The sequence below is a fragment of the Acaryochloris thomasi RCC1774 genome (assembly GCF_003231495.1).
Classification (GTDB): domain Bacteria; phylum Cyanobacteriota; class Cyanobacteriia; order Thermosynechococcales; family Thermosynechococcaceae; genus RCC1774.
This window is the reverse complement of record NZ_PQWO01000013.1, coordinates 54,723-70,496: the sequence shown is the minus strand read 5'-3', so window position 1 is coordinate 70,496 and position 15,774 is coordinate 54,723. Positions and strand designations below refer to the sequence as shown.

Below are 15,774 nucleotides of genomic sequence, written 5' to 3'. Positions count from 1 at the left end.
CTCCCTGCCGAATGGGTGATGTATTATGCACAACCAAGAACGACCGACTGCCTTTGAGCAAACGCCTCAGCTCGAAGCCCTGATTACCGAACAACGATCGCTTCTTCAGGCTCTTGGTCAAGAGTTGCGATCGCTCCAGCAGCAGGTCTGCACGCTGCAAACGGAAGTTCGGCAGCAGCCTACTCTGGGCTTCAGTAACGGGAGGGATTACATCATTATCGAGCGGGATAAAAACATCCTCTGGCATCGATTCGATAATGACGAGCCATTGCCCATTAAATCTAAAATTCTTAAGGGTTATATTAGGCGAGTTGCCTTTGTTGATAAGGAATACCCTAAACTCCATGTGTTTATTGAAGGCGATCGCGAGTATGTCCTCGTCACTGGTTTTGAAACCTACTTTGCACGGGAGCTACTGGCGGCGATTGGCACCCTGAAGTCTGAAGATTTGGCCCATCCGGTGATCATTAAGCCCGATACCGGCAGTGACGACAGCAAGAGTAAGCACAAGCCCGTGTTTTGCAACGTGATTCATCGTGGGCGAACCATCAAGCCAGGAACCCTGCGAGACCAGGATATCCATCAGTTGCTGAAGCGAGCGGAAGCTGTTCTCAAAGGGGACATAGCGACTGTTAAACAGGGGCACCCTGCTACTTCTCAAGGAAATGTGACTCAGTTTCCAGCATCGCAGCCATCCGCAGTCTTGCCCAAGCTACCGCAGATGCCCTCTAAAGCTGTGAAGCCTGCACAGCCTGCGGCAACGCAAGCCCAAAATCCGGTGGATTGGATCAAGGTCTGTCGAGATTTGAATATCAGTAAGCAGCAATTAATGGCGGTGGCGCGCAGCCTCAAACTTCCGCACGGGAAACTTGATCGTGCTCAATCGGCTCGACTCTATCAAGCCGTTTATGAGCAGTATGGAGAAGCAGCGGGGTGAGTCGTCTGCGCCTAGAATATGGATGGGAATTCAATCTGAAAAAGCGATGACTGCCATCTGCCTGAATATGCAGCCTTTAATTGAGCTAACCCATGAGCAGTTCTATGAGCTGTGCATGGCGAATAAAGACGTGGCAATGGAGCGCAGCCCAGTAGGAGAGCTGATTATTATGCCCCCAGTCGGTGGTGAGAGTGGAGAAAGAGAAGCGAACTATATCACCGATCTCAATAATTGGAATCGACAAGAAAAGCTAGGTAAAGTTTTCAGCTCCTCTACCGTTTTTAAGCTGGCCAGCGGAGGAGATCGCTCTCCTGATGCAGCCTGGGTTGCCTTAGAACGCTGGAATGCACTAACGCCCGACCAGCGTAAGCGATTCCCGCCCCTATGCCCTGATTTTGTGATTGAGCTGCGATCCGAGAGCGACAGATTGAGACCCCTGCAGGCAAAAATGCAGGAATATCTAGAGAGTGGCTTGCGGCTAGGGTGGCTAATTAATCCCCAAGATCAAGCGGTAGAGATTTATCGAGCTGAGAAAGCGGTGGAGGTGTTGTCAATGCCAGTTACTTTGCTAGGAGAAGAAGTGCTGCCTGGGCTTGTTCTGGGCGTGGAAGGATGAAGTTGTTTAATGTCTCAGCTTAAGCCAGTAGAAACAATCTCTTCGTCAGCATCTGATAGAGTTCAAAACTTGCGGCGTCTCGCATTCTTACTAGATAACTCCATTCCTGTCCCCGGCACTAAATTCAGGTTTGGCCTTGATCCGATTCTGGGGCTGCTCGGAATTGCCGCTGGCAGTGGTGATGTCGTGGGCGGTGCAGTGGGCGCTTATATCGTCTCCCAGGCTGCACGAATGGGGGTACCCAGTGACGTGATCTGGCAAATGGTAGGGAATATCCTTTTGGACTCTCTCGCAGGTCTTGTCCCTGGCCTAGGGGATCTGCTGGACTTCGCGTGGAAGGCAAATACGAGAAATATGGCTCTGCTTGATCAGCATTTGCCAACCGCTTCAACCCTTGAGAAGGGCAATCCTTTCTTTGTCTTTGGCATCACCTTGCTCACCGTTCTAATTGTGGTTGGGTGTGCATTCTTGACCTTATTTTTTATTAAAGCTGTGCTGCAGCTTTTGGCTTGATCATAAGCCCTATACGTATTTGCTTCGATCCTAAAAAGGTTGAATATTCGCTTAAGAAAATATAAGACCGTGACGGTTGTTACCATATTGCCTGACATGTCTTGAGAGAATCGCAAAGAACTCTGCCCTGGTTTTATCTCACACCTCTGTCGTGCCTTGTATGAATCAACGCGACCAACGATCTGAGGGGTTGAGGGATGCTGTAAAGCGCAGATGATGCATATCTCAGGATCTAATATGGACCGTTCAGTACAACTGCCTCAAGCACTACAGCCGACTGATGCCGGTGTTTCTAAGAGCAGTCATCGTACCGGAATGACGGTGGAGGACCTCAAGCAGGCATTCCTCGATAACTTGTTTTATGACCAAGGAAAGTTCCCGGCCCTGGCAACGCAGCACGACTACTATATGGCGCTGGCCTATGCGGTGCGTGATCGCCTCCTGCAGCGCTGGAACCAAACCGCAGCGACCTACACGGCTGAGGGGTCTAGAACCGTTGCCTATTTCTCAGCTGAGTTTTTGATGGGGCCGCAGTTGGGCAAAAACCTGACGAGTCTGGGGATTTATGACCGCGTGAGAGATGCGATCGCATCTCTCGATCTCGACCTTGATGCCCTTCTCGACGAAGAACCAGAGCCGGGTTTGGGCAACGGTGGCTTAGGTCGCTTAGCTGCCTGCTATCTTGACTCCCTGGCTACCTTAGAGATTCCCGCCTTGGGCTACGGCATCCGCTACGAATTCGGTATCTTTCAGCAAGACCTGCAGGATGGTTGGCAGGTCGAGAAAACTGACAAGTGGCTGCGCCTTGGTAATCCCTGGGAAATCAAGCGGCCTGAGTGGGGCGTAGAAGTTAAGTTTGGCGGCCACACCGACAGCTATCTCGATCAAGACGGTTGCTACCGCGTCCGCTGGGTGCCGGAACAAACCGTGATGGGCATCCCCTACGACACGCCCTTGCTGGGCTATCAAACTGCCACCGCCAATACCCTGCGACTGTGGACTGCAGAAGCACCAGAGTCCTTTAACTTTGAGTCCTTTAACTCAGGAGACTACCTGGGAGCCGTCTACGAAAAGATGATTTCCGAGAACATCTCCAAGGTTCTTTATCCCAATGATGACTCTGCTCAAGGGAAGCGGCTGCGCCTTACCCAGCAGTACTTCTTCGTTTCTTGCTCCCTCCGTGACATGCTGCGGATTTTGATTGGACAAGAGCTACCGCTAGAGAAATTCCATGAGAAATTTGCGGTGCAGCTCAACGACACCCATCCGGCCATTGCCGTTGCGGAACTGATGCGGCTGCTTCTTGATGAACATCATCTCAACTGGGAATCTGCCTGGTCGATTACCCAGCGCACCTTTGCTTACACCAACCATACGCTCTTACCCGAAGCCCTAGAGCGTTGGCCCATTGACCTGTTCGGACAGCTTTTACCTCGACACCTAGACGTTATTTACGAAATTAATCACCGTTTTATTGATGAGGTTCGCATCAAGTTCCCCGGTGATGAGGCACGGTTGGCGCGTTTATCTCTGATTGATGAAAGTGGCGAACGATATATTCGCATGGCCCATCTCGCCTGCGTCGGTAGCCACACGATCAACGGCGTCGCGGCCCTCCATACTGAACTGCTGAAGCAAGATGTCCTCCAGGATTTCTATGCCATGTACCCCCATAAGTTTCAGAATAAGACCAATGGGGTGACGCCGCGTCGGTTTATGGTGTTGAGCAATGCCAAGCTCACCAACCTAATCACTGAAAAGATTGGCGATCAGTGGGTGAAACACCTCGATCAGCTGCAGCAGCTCGAAGCCTTTGCCGACGATCCTGACTTTCAGAACACCTGGCGCGAAATCAAGCTGAGCTGCAAGCGCGACTTAGCCGTCTTCATCCAGCAGCAAACCGGAATTGTCGTCGATCCTCACTCGATGTTCGACATCCTGATCAAGCGCTTTCATGAATACAAGCGTCAGCATCTAGACGTGCTGCACATCATTACGCTCTACAATCGGATCAAGGCCAATCCTGATATTGATATTACGCCTCGCACCTTCATCTTCGGGGGTAAAGCGGCCCCCGGCTACTGGATGGCGAAGCTGATTATCAAGCTAATTAACTCAGTGGCTGACGTGGTCAATCGTGACCCTGACGTCCGAGGGCGGCTGAAGGTGGTGTTCATGAAAAACTTCAACGTCAAGCTGGCCCAGCGCCTATACCCCGCCGCCGATTTATCGGAACAGATTTCCACGGCGGGCAAGGAAGCTTCCGGTACCGGAAACATGAAGTTTGCCCTCAACGGTGCCCTTACCATCGGGACTTTAGACGGAGCCAACGTCGAGATTCGAGAACAGGTCGGCGCTGAAAACTTCTTTCTGTTTGGCCTAACAACGGAGCAGGTCTATAAGATGCGGGCCGAAGGCTACTGCCCGCAAGACTATTACCAAGCCAACCCAGAATTGAGGCTAGCCCTAGATCGCATTGCCTCCGGCTTTTTCTCCCACGGTGACACAGAGGTTTTCAAGCCCCTCCTTGACGGACTCATGAACCACGACCCCTATTTTCTGCTGGCGGACTATCAGTCCTATATTGACTGCCAGAAAGAGGTGGGTCTGGCCTTTAAAGATACGGCTCGCTGGACGCGGATGTCGATTTTGAATACGGCCCGCACCGGTACTTTCTCTTCGGATCGCGCCATTCAGGAATACTGCGACGACATTTGGAATATTCAGCCGGTCAAGGTGGCCCAGCCTGACGACGTTCCTACTGCTGTGGAGTTACTACATGAAAATCTATAACCACGACATCATGACCTGTACCCACGAGGCGGTGGATGGTAATCATCTTTACTCGGGTCGAGTGTTGGGCATGACCGCTCCTGAGGATCTGATTCAGCTTCACCCTGATCTACAGCCTGAGTGGTCTGCGATTATCGAGCACTACCGTCGGGTGGGGCTTAGCCCTAGCGCCAACGTCATCTGGGATGTGTCTCTCAAGCGGATGGAAGAGTACCCTGATCATGTTCCGTCTGTCTTTTATTTTGGGGACGCGCTGCATCAAGAGAGTTGCGATCGCAACTACTTCCACCAGCTCGACCAGGACTGGCACAGCGTCGTGGAGTTCATCAACTCCAAAAATAACTTCATGCAGCTAGCCGAAGAGCTAGGGGTGACCGTTCCCCAGACCCAGTGCTACCAAGAGACGGCGGAGGTAACGGGCGAGATTCCCTACCCCTGTTACCTAAAGCCTGCGGTCTCCGTCGACGGCGTCGGCATTGTTCGATGTCAAACTGAAGCGGAGCTGGATCAAGCGCTTAAGGAGATGCCCGCACACAATTCCTTTCAAATTCAGGAAGAGATCGTGGCCTCGGCGTTCTTGAACCTGCAGTACCAAGCCACCGAGGAATCTGTTAAACCTCTGGCAGCCTCCGAGCAGATTCTGGACGGGTGTGCCCACGGCGGCAATCGCTATCCGACCGCCCATCAACCCTGGGATCTGGTCACCCCCATGGCTCAGTGGATGGCCCAGAAAGGCATGAAGGATGTCTTTGCCTTCGACGTGGCGGTCGATGAGCGGGGGACCAAACCTCGGTATTTAGCCATTGAATGCAATCCAAGGTTCAATGGTGCCTCCTACCCGACGGGCGTTGCCCATAAGTTAGGGATCGAAAGCTGGTCCTGTGAAACTTTTAGAACAGATTACCGCTCTCTAGAACAGATTGATATAAAGGATATTGAATTCAATCCTGAGACCGGCACAGGGATTATCATCGTCAACTGGGGGCCAATTCAGGTGGGCAAGCTGGTGATTTTGTTGGCAGGCTCTCAGGAGGAGCAGCAGACCTTAAAAATGGCTTTGCGTGCAAAGCTGGGTTCACCGCAGAAATAGAAAGTCCAGATCGCGGACGGCACTTGTCGCTATATTTGTGCGCTTATTTATGGCCATTGAGGCTCACGACTGAGGGCGAGCTTGTTTGTCTCGTGCCATTAAATAGGTCTCTAAAAGCTGATGTTCTTGTGACTTCTCTTAGGGGAACCCTACGGCTAAGATAGGGAATGGTTAACCCTAATTTGCGTCAGGGCGCACAACCATGCAACTGAGGGGGAATGACAAGTCGTTGATGAATGAATTGACGCTGCAGTGGCGAGAACAAGATCGGTTCAAAACTCAAGCTATCGGTGATCAGCATCCGAGTCGAGAACCGGGAGTGGTGCGATTGGGACGTGACCCGGCCCGCTGCGATATTGTTCTCCATGATCGGTCTGTGTCGGGTCTCCATGTTGAGCTGTTTTGGCAGCAGAGTCAGTTTTATCTTCGCAATTTGCGAGCTAGTAATCCTCCCGTCATTGATCAAACGCCTCTACCTGATGGAGAGTGCTCTCTACGCCAGGGCAGCAAAATCTGTTTGGGCCGGATGGAGCTGACGGTGACGGCAATCTCTGTCCCGGCCGTGCCGTCTCGTCCGGAGCGAGCATTAGAGTCCTACGGCATCAAATGTCCTAACGCTGACTGTGGTCAGGTGCTGCCCTATACCTCTGCTTCTCTCCAGCAGGGATGTCCGCATTGTGGCTCTTCGCTGGCGGCAGGGGTCACGGTTGTGGGCAATCCGAGCTAAGGTCAGTCATCATGACGCTGCACGTTCAGCTAGCTTGGCAAGACCCGCAGACCGGTGAGCACCAATCGGTCTCTGCAGCGCAATCGATTGCGTTCGGACGCGACTGGAATCAGCTGCCTGAACAGCATCAAGGTCAGAACGTTACCCGCATTTTATTGACGGGCAGCAAGGTCTCTCGATTTCATGCTCTCATTGAGGTGGTTCAGGATCAGGCTCAGATCTTGGATCAAAACAGCAGCAATGGTGTTCAGGTCAACACGGTCCCCCAGTCTGTCTGTCTGCTCAAGACGGGCGATCGCATCCAGATCGGCTCTTATCAGATTACGGTTACGCTGACATCTGCTCGCCCCTCGCGGCAAGATTCCGTCATTCAGATCCCGGATCCTGTTGTGTCGGATCTCGTCGGCTCAGGAGAGAGCGTCAATTCTTTCCCACCCCCTTGCTTTCAAGCCCGTCAGGTCGATATCCAGGCTCTCTATGCAACGCGCCTGCCGATTGAAGAGATAGAGTATGTGGCGGTGGGGGCCGGACTGGGTAGCTTTGTCTGGGTTGACTGTTTGCGGCTCAGTGGCGCTCAGACCCATCAGATTCGGGCTTTGGGCCTAGAACCTCAGCCCTATGCGCGCTATCAGCGGCTGTGTCTTAACTCGCAGATCCCTCCCCATGAGCGCCTCCGATCTAATTCAGATTCTTGCCCGGATAATATTTGGGGCTGGCCTAGCTATGCGCTTAGAGAAGCTTGGAGGAGTCTAAAAAAGGGACATTTTGGAGAAGGGAGTAAACGGCTGTGGCAGGTGTTTGCGGAGCCTGCATTTGCCGAAACCTATACGCCTAAGGCAGGCAACGTATTTGCCTCCATCGATCGAGAAGCAGCTCGGATCGGCTGGCCGGAGATCTATCGCTTTGGACGGGTGCGGTCGATTCGGCAGACGCAAGATGGACGATATGCGATCGCATATTCCCAAGGCCGGGGCCAGCATGCGTTTCTGGTGGCGCGGTACGTTCATCTCGCTACGGGATACCCGGTGATTCAGTTCTTGCCGGATCTCAAGCAGTACCGTAGCCAGCACGGCGACTTTAAATCGGTGGTCAATGCCTACGAAGAACATCGCCACGTCTATCAATTTTTAGAGGAACAGGGCGGTACCGTTGTCCTGCGGGGGCGGGGAATCGTGGCCTCACGAATTATTCAGCGCCTGTTTGAGGCCCGCCAGCGGAATCCGAATATTTCTATATTGCACCTGATGCGGACGCCCAAGCCGAAGGGCAATTCCTATGGGAAGTCGCAGCGAGGTGTGAAAAACCACTTTGAGTTTCAGCCCTTTAATTGGCCCAAGGCCTGTTGGGGTGGCACGCTAAGGACGCTGCTGGAAAAAATGGAGCCAGAGATGCGATCGCAACTCTTAGACCAGTGGGGCGGAACCACCACCGCCGATCGTGCCGATTGGCAGCAAATTGTTCAGCAGGGCATCGACGAAGGCTGGTATCAAATTACCTTTGGAAAAGTGACCCGTGTTGAACCGAACGATCAGGGAAAACCGGTCACCTACATCCAGGGCAGTCAGCTTCAGGGTGAAATGAAGCTAGAGGCCAACTTCATCATTGACGCCACCGGCCTAGACGGCACCGTTAAATCTGATCCACTCCTGGCAGACTTGGTTGATCACTACAGTTTGCCCCTCAATCCGAAGCGGCGGCTCACGGTTGCCAATGACTTTGAGCTGCTAGAGCTGCGAAATCATCAGGGACGGATCCATGCCGCCGGTGCAATTACCTTTGGTGGTCCCTACGCCGCAGTAGACAGCTTTTTGGGGCTACAGTACTCCGCCTTAAGAGCCGTGGATGGCCTCGTCACCGCGCGGGCACCCGGTGTAAAACGGCTGGATGGCCTCCATTCCCTCAGCCAATGGCTCCGCTGGATCAACAACCAAACACCCTCGTGAATCAAAGACCATGACCCCCACTCTTTTTGGACGTTGGCAAACCCGAATCTTGCTACTAGAAACCGTAGGACTGACGGTTACGCTATTTTTTTGTGTCGGCATCCTTGGACCCGGCTTTGGTCTCGCGCCCTTCTTTTATCTGCAATATATTTTACTGTTTGGGATTGCCTGGGATGCCCTCTACCACGCGCTGCAGCAGTGGCGCTGGGACCATGACTGGCCTGCCGCTCTGCAGTGGTTTGCTGCGCTATGGGAGTGGTTTTTCTTCGTTCTTCTTTTTGAAATTTTTCAAGCTAGGCTACCGGGAATCGAAGACTTTAACCTGGGGTGGTTTAGCCTCCATTATGGCTTGGTTTGGCTGAGCGTTTTTATGGTCTCCCAGAGCTTGATGCGCCTGATCTTTCCTCGCTGGCGGTTTCGAGGCGGGCAGTGGCTACCCTAGTCAACGACCTGGCAGGTCTAAGCCAGAGCGCAAGAGAATAGCCGCACAAGAGACCCTAGCGAGCATGTACCCGAGTAGATCTGGGCACCCAGATGATCGGCGCCGCCAACATACTGACCGTTCAGCCAAATTTGCGGCACCGTGATCGGTGTTTTATGACCCAGTATTGGCATTACTCTGGCGAGCATTTCGTAGAGGCTGCGTAGTTCTCGAATGACATCGTGATGAGTGTACTGAATGCCTGCCTCAGCCATGTATTGCTTCGCACGCTGACAGTGGGGACAGCTTTCTTTTCCAAATAAATGATTGCCCTTGATCTCTGATCGGCGGGCATAGGCATCGACAACAGCTTGCGTTAGCAGACCGCGATTGAGGGCGCTACCTTAACTGATAACCTTGTCTTCTACCAGGGTTCTTGAAGTGACAGTAGAAAAACATGAATCACTCCAACCTTGATTGTGGAATGATTCATGTCGAGCCTGATTGCAGAACTCAAGCAAATTCTAGACTTTCGCAAAGCTCGTGGTAAGTCCTATCCCTTATGGGTTCTGTTGCTATTGATCATTATGGGGATACTCGCTGGGTATCATGGCTACCGTCCCCTCCAGACCTTTGTCGAAGAGCATCATCGGTCATTGTGCCAACTATTGGGCTTTAAGGAACTCGCAGCTCCTTCCTACTCAACCTTTTGGCGTGTGATGCTGGGCCTTGACTTTCTCGCTCTGAGCCACCAATTTGAGCATTGGATGGGGTCTCAAGGCGCAATTGATAGCCCTGACAATCGTGTTGCTTCCATTGACGACAAGCGCATTCGGCAACGTCTCACGAATGCCGCTGGCAAAGAGCGGTTTGTGGGACTAGTGAGTCTGTTTGCCGTCGAAGTGGGCGTCACCTTGAAGCTAGAGGCACTGACCCAATAAGGCAGTAGCGAGATTAAAGTGCTGCAGACACCGCTCGAAACGCTACAGATAGATGGCTTGCTCATTTCAGCATTAGCTTGTGCCCACCAGTGGCTATCGCCGGTGAGGGGGCATTGGGGCATTAAAAATCGGCTCCATTGGCTCAAGGATGTTGTCTTTGGAGAAGATGATTATCGCCTTGAAGATGAACAGGTCTTGCTCAATTGGTTACTTTTTAGAACCCTTGCTATTAACATTCTGAGATTGAAGGGCTACCAGTCGCTCAAAACCGCGCTCACTAAGCTCGCTAACCGAGTAGACTCTATTTTTTCGCTGCTAACTTAAAACAGCCCTGCATCTTCTCAAGAAACGTCTGTATAACAATGCTGACAATAGCTTGGTAAATCGTGCTTGATGTGACGGACTCGAAAATCTTGGTACTTTTCTGAATTCCAAATATCTTTAAAGTCTTCTTCAAACACATTTCCCATTTTTACTGTATCAGAGTCGGCAAGCATGCAGCAGGGAACAACATCTCCGTTGGAGCATATATACGAGGATTTCCACGGCCATGAGCAGATATTTGACTCTGTATAAAAGTCTCCATCAAAGACCCTTAAATCAACATCTTCTTTTGCGGCAGTTTCTTTCACTTGAGAAAGGACTTGATTGAGCTGCTTTGAGAAACTTTCATCAGAAACAAGACTTATACTGTCAGCATATTCAGACAGATCGTCTTTACCCCAGTCATTTATAAATATTTGAAGCGTTAACGACTTAAGACCTAGCTCTTTGACAAGCTTTACCACATCATCTGCTTCATGAAAGTTCCGTTTAGTCAAGACCATCCAAGCATTGATATTCGACTTGTTTTTATGATCGACTAAATTCATGAATTCTTTTATGTTTTTGCAAACAACATCGAATTTGCCCCCCACCCTTATCTGCTCAAATGTTTGAGCAGATGCTCCATCAATACTGACGTTAATGGAAGTGTTTGTTAGATCCGCCAGCGAATGAGCTGCTTTGCCACTCAACAGAGAGCCATTTGTCGTAAGGCTCATTTTGATGTTTTTAGACTCCCCCAACTCAAGCATGGGAATTAGCTCTCTATTGAGCAAAGGTTCTCCCATGCCTTGAAGCTTGACCCAAATTAGCTTCGGCAATTGCTTGAGAATTGCCTCAAATCTATCAATCTTGAGTTTGAGAGCTTCCTTGTCCCAATGGGTAACCTGGCAGTGAGGACAACGAAAATTACAGCTATTTATGGGTTCAACTTCTAAGCTTGATGGCAAAAAAGGTAAATGTTTGAGTTTTAGTAAATATCCAACACGCATCCCAAGATCATTAATTATTTTGTCGGGATGACGGACTTGCTTTAGTAATGTATTAAACTTCTCGCCTGAGATTCTAAACATACTTAGCTCTCTTTAATGGCTTAGTCTATTTTTACGGAGGAATAAAAATATCCTACCGTTCTAGCTTCGAGCTTGTCAATAATTGAGCCAGACCGCAGAAGTGGCAAGGTAAATATTATAGAAGAGAGTGATAGATCGCTTGGGGATCGTGTCAGGATAAGCGTAAGAAAAAAGTGTCGATTGTGTACATTTCTTAAATCAAGTTCAGCCTCAGTCCGAAACCACGGATTCCAGCACGCCACTATTCTTGACGAGTTCATATTATTGAAAAAATAGCGCACCTACTCTCAACAAGAGATGCCTTATTGCTTCTTGTGCCTACCCTGGGGAGCATGTCACTTCTTTGATAAGAATTAGAAGTTGTTCTGCAATCTATAGGACATCTTTGATTTTCTGTACCGCTAAAATGAGTCCCAGAATGCTCATCAGAAAACTGCTAAAGATAATCAGGTGTTGACGGACATTAACGTCAAAAGTCTGACTAAACTTCTTGGCAATGCCGTCTACCTTACCTTCTGCCGTGCTAATGGCTCCCTCACGCTCCAGCGTCCATTCCGTGAAGTCTTCTTGGTACTGATCGAGATCTGCCTCATACTGGTCCTGGACAGAAGCCGAGCGGGCATCTGTGCCCGTTGGTTTCGTTGGCTCAGTGGGTTCGGGGTCATCGACAACCGGCTTATAGGAGGTACGAATGCCGGGGAACTCACAGTCCTTGAAAATACTCTCGCCCATGCAGGGACAGTCTTGCTTGGCCTGATCGTCAAAATCAGCAAGTTTTTTTTCTTCGTTGATGACCTGAATCCAGCAGGGGTCTTTGGCAATATCTTGCCCCATATCAGAGAGAGTCACCAAGACTTCAAAGGGCCATTTTGTTAATGCGAATTGATTGAACACTTGCCCTGAGGGACCAAAGGTATCTAAAGGAAAAACGCCACCGCCAAAGATAATCTGCGGCAGCAAAAAGATGAGAACTAGCAGTGGTGCAACCCCCGGATTAGGAGCTATTGCTGAGCCGAATAGCCCCATGAGCATTCCACCAATGAAGGCCAGCACTAGCGTCACGTACATCCCAAGCAAAATATTGGGAGCTGTCGGAAAGTCAGAGACGGCAATTACCTTGAATAGCAAAAAGACACCGGCCTGGTAAAGCGCCAAAACAACGCTCAGCCAAACTTTAGAAAGGACGTAGGGGATAATCTGCAGCCCAATAATGCGCTCTCGTTTATAGATATCAATTTCTTTGACAATTTCGCGCATAGCAGGCAAGCTCCCGACCATGACGGCGAACAACACGGTGGTAAACAGCATCGTTACCGTCAGGCTGGGGGTACCGTCTGCGGTACTGAATAAGGGCTTGCGCCAGGTCATCAAATCTAAGAGACCGATCAGTGGGGCCACCGCCAGCATCAGCATCAGATTGATGCGATCGCGTCCTAAAATCGCTAGATTCCGCTGAGACAAGATTAGGAACTGTCTCCAAGCCGAAACCCGCTTAACATTTGCGCCAGGTGCCTGCTGTCGTAGTCGCCTGCCCTGGGGTTTGCTCCTCTGTTCTAGGTTCTGCTGGCGCTCGACCACATATCGCTGGTGCTGCGGTGAGTTTTGAAAGGTCTGATGCCAGTCTTCTGGAGAGCGCTCATGTTCAACCCGCCGATAAATTTGGTTAAACCGCTCCACTTCAAAGTGCTGGGTGGCTTCCTGGGGGGGGCCAAAGTAAGCAAGATTACCCCCTCGCGCCATAAAAACAACCTGATCACAAAGCGTGACGTTTTCAGTAGCGTGGGTAATCAGCAAAATAGTGCGGCCCTGATCGGCCAGCTTACGCAAAAGCTGCATCAGCTCTGTTTCAGTGCCTGGGTCTAAACCCGACGTTGCCTCGTCTAAGAAGAATAAACTGGGCTTGGTCAGCAGCTCTACGCCGATGGAGACGCGCTTTAGCTGTCCGCCACTCAGAGATTTAATCGGTACCGATCGGCGCGCGCTCAAGTTTAGGTCAACGAGCACTTCATCAACGCGCTGCTTGCGTTCGGCCCGGGTGGTGTCGGCAGGCATCCTTAGTTTGCCTGCGAAATCAAGGGCCTGCTCCACTGTCAACTCCATATGAACAATGTCCCGCTGGGGCACGTAGCCGATTTCGTTTCGGTAGGCGTTGAAGTTTTTATAGAGGTCAGTCCCGTTGACGAGTACATAGCCACTGGTGGCGGGGCGAAATCCGTTGAGGGCGTCGAGCAGCGTTGATTTACCGCCGCCGCTCACCCCTGCGATCGCAACAAATTCGCGGGCCTGAATCGAAAGGGAAATATTGTTTAGTAAATTGAGTCCTTTGCTGATTTTTTTATTGAGGTCGATGGCGTCTAAGCGCAGATTTCCAGCCTCATTTACCTTGAAGAGAGTCTCATCAACATTGAATGTTAGATGAGTCGGACCGATGCGGATCACATCTCCCACCTTTAAAACGCGCCGCTCTGAGAGGGGTTTGCCGTTTACGAAAGTTCCGTTCGTAGAGCTCAGATCTTCGAGTAGATAGTCTCCCTTCGCTTTTTGAATCTGGGCATGGAAGCGAGAGGAAGCGGGATGATCAATGATCATGTCGTTGAGCGGGTCGCGCCCCAGACTTAGAGTCTGACGACCTTTGAGGTTGAGGGTTTGGTTGGGGGCTGCTTGCTTTGGCCCGACGGCGGATTCTTGAAAGACCAGCTCAAAGGTGCCGATGGAGATGCGATCGCAATTCACCAACGCTTGAGGTTGATGGGGGACAAGCTTGACATCGTTAACAGAGGTGCCGACCGAACTCGACAGATCGGTCAGAACATAGTGATCGGTAGACCAAACAACTTGAGCGTGACGGCGGGAAACCGTGAGATCATCATTGAGTGGCACCGTGTTGTCCGGCGCTCGCCCCAGCGTTACAGATCCCTGACTGAGGTGAATCGTTTGAACTAAAACGCTCCCCTGATAGACTTCCAGTCTTGCAGCTATGTTCGACATTGTCCCGGTGCGATCGCAATCATCAATGTTTTAGGCTACAGCGATTGCATCCGTTCCGGCGACCTTCAGCCTTATTTAACGGTCCGTTTAAAGTTGTCAGCGTCTTGGTGCTTATTGATGTGGCGAGAGAGAACCTCGATAAAATCTCTTTCAGAGGCGGTAGGATCGGTCGCCAGCGCTTGCTGACATACGATTGCCGCAATCGGCCCTATAAACTCAGCGAGTTCTTTCTGGCATCGCTCTACAAATTGTTCATCTAGCTTTCTAGGAGTCTGGATCTGCCGCGAAGGTGGGATTGCAGCATCTTCATCAACCTTCTCCTCAGCAAAAGCCGCCGGGGCATCTGCCAGAGGAACCGTCGGTATAGAAGAGGAGCTCGTTTGTAATTGTTGAAGCTGCTGCAGGATTTCCGCCGTCGTTGTCGGGCGCTGATTCACCGCTGGCATCATCAAATAGTCAAGAAAGTCTGTAAACTCTGGTGTTAGGTCAGTTGCAGCTTGGTGCCATTTGAGAGTATCGGTCGTGCTGTCATACAGCTTGCCCAGCTCCGTCGCCGTCACCAGATAAACAAAGGTACGCCCGAGGGCGAAAAAATCTGACTGAGCAACAGCCTGACCATACATCTGCTCCGACGGAGTATAAAACGATGACACGACGCGGGTACCCGCCTGACCACTGGGATCACCGCTGATATTGGTGACGGAACGAGCCGTGCCAAAATCAACCAGCGCCAAGCTCCCTTCTGCCTTGAGCATAATGTTAGAAGGCTTGATATCGCGGTGCAGAACATGCTTCTGATGCAAAACTTGCAAGATTTCTACAACCTGTATCAGCCACTGCAGTGCTAATCTCTGCTCAATCGGTTGTCCACGTTGCCTAAGATAGTCCTGTAGATCCAAGCCCACAACATGCTCCATGATGATGCAGTGCAGGGGTTCGGAGCGGTTTTTAGCGTAATAGGTAAAATAAGCCCCATCTTCAACGGCTGGAATGCCGGGATGATGAAGCTGACTTAACAGGAACGCTTCGCGTTGGAATAATTCCACATGCTTGGGCAAATTATCCGTCAGCACCTTTAGAATCTTAGTCTCGGCCTGACGCAAGCGCACTTCATAGGTAGAACCAAAGCCGCCTTTGCCGCGCTGCTTGGTCACCCGATAGCGTCCCTCCAGCAGCAGTTCAGAGCCACAGCCCTGACAGAACAGATGAGCATCGATGTTATGAGGATTGGGACAGTTAGGATTGATACAAAGAGTCATCTGCTCTCGCAGTGGAAAACTACTTTCAGTATGAGGCTACTTGCCTGTACCTGCTGTTTAAATATCTGCGAATCTTAAGATCATTATGACAACCCGCATCATTTCGAACAGGATGCCGGAGTTGCACTGCTCTGATTCCTTTTGAAGTC

At 50.9% G+C, this 15,774-nt stretch carries 12 protein-coding genes and 1 pseudogene; 9 read left to right on the top strand and 4 right to left on the bottom strand.

The annotated features are described in order from the left end of the window. Positions 1-25: 25 nt before the first annotated feature. From C1752_RS18690 to C1752_RS18655, 8 genes are all read left to right on the top strand, one after another. Positions 26-937, top strand: a complete 912-nt coding sequence (locus C1752_RS18690; protein ID WP_110987578.1) for a hypothetical protein — start codon at positions 26-28, stop codon at positions 935-937. A gap of 46 nt (positions 938-983) precedes the next feature. Beyond that, positions 984-1,553, top strand: a complete 570-nt coding sequence (locus C1752_RS18685) for a Uma2 family endonuclease (RefSeq protein ID WP_110987651.1) — start codon at positions 984-986, stop codon at positions 1,551-1,553. Between the two features lie 9 nt (positions 1,554-1,562). Then, positions 1,563-2,066, top strand: coding sequence for a DUF4112 domain-containing protein (locus C1752_RS18680; RefSeq protein WP_110987577.1), 504 nt, complete (start codon positions 1,563-1,565; stop codon positions 2,064-2,066). 237 nt (positions 2,067-2,303) lie between these two features. After that, the gene (locus tag C1752_RS18675; protein ID WP_110987576.1) at positions 2,304-4,859 is read left to right on the top strand and encodes a glycogen/starch/alpha-glucan phosphorylase; all 2,556 of its coding nucleotides are present in this window, start codon (positions 2,304-2,306) and stop codon (positions 4,857-4,859) included. Then, positions 4,846-5,949: an ATP-grasp domain-containing protein gene (locus C1752_RS18670; protein WP_110987575.1), complete on the top strand. Its 1,104-nt coding sequence runs from the start codon at positions 4,846-4,848 to the stop codon at positions 5,947-5,949. Before C1752_RS18675 ends, C1752_RS18670 begins: the two co-directional genes overlap by 14 nt. Positions 5,950-6,151: 202 nt before the next feature. Then, positions 6,152-6,676, top strand: coding sequence for an FHA domain-containing protein (locus C1752_RS18665; protein ID WP_199464447.1), 525 nt, complete (start codon positions 6,152-6,154; stop codon positions 6,674-6,676). An 11-nt stretch (positions 6,677-6,687) separates the two neighbouring features. Next, complete coding sequence (locus C1752_RS18660) at positions 6,688-8,619, top strand: FHA domain-containing protein (protein ID WP_110987573.1); 1,932 nt, start codon at positions 6,688-6,690, stop codon at positions 8,617-8,619. A 10-nt stretch (positions 8,620-8,629) separates the two neighbouring features. Next, positions 8,630-9,061 carry a hypothetical protein gene (locus tag C1752_RS18655; protein ID WP_110987572.1) on the top strand — a complete coding sequence of 144 codons (432 nt, stop codon included), beginning with the start codon at positions 8,630-8,632 and terminating at the stop codon, positions 9,059-9,061. Between the two features lie 17 nt (positions 9,062-9,078). On the opposite strand, the gene C1752_RS29370 is transcribed toward C1752_RS18655, so the two are convergent. After that, the gene (locus C1752_RS29370; RefSeq protein WP_274704528.1) at positions 9,079-9,378 is read right to left on the bottom strand and encodes a glutaredoxin family protein; all 300 of its coding nucleotides are present in this window, start codon (positions 9,376-9,378) and stop codon (positions 9,079-9,081) included. A gap of 153 nt (positions 9,379-9,531) precedes the next feature. Between C1752_RS29370 and C1752_RS18645 the strand changes: the two are divergent. Continuing rightward, positions 9,532-10,305: pseudogene (locus tag C1752_RS18645) on the top strand (ISAs1 family transposase). 17 nt (positions 10,306-10,322) lie between these two features. Here C1752_RS18645 and C1752_RS18640 read toward each other — a convergent pair. From C1752_RS18640 to C1752_RS18630, 3 genes are all read right to left on the bottom strand, one after another. Further along, positions 10,323-11,378 carry a radical SAM protein gene (locus tag C1752_RS18640; RefSeq protein WP_110987571.1) on the bottom strand — a complete coding sequence of 352 codons (1,056 nt, stop codon included), beginning with the start codon at positions 11,376-11,378 and terminating at the stop codon, positions 10,323-10,325. 372 nt (positions 11,379-11,750) lie between these two features. Next, the gene (locus C1752_RS18635) at positions 11,751-14,366 is read right to left on the bottom strand and encodes an FHA domain-containing protein (protein WP_110987570.1); all 2,616 of its coding nucleotides are present in this window, start codon (positions 14,364-14,366) and stop codon (positions 11,751-11,753) included. Positions 14,367-14,437: 71 nt separating this feature from the next. Beyond that, entirely contained in the window at positions 14,438-15,625 is a 1,188-nt protein-coding gene (locus tag C1752_RS18630; protein WP_110987569.1) for a serine/threonine-protein kinase, read from the bottom strand. Between the last annotated feature and the right edge of the window lie 149 nt (positions 15,626-15,774).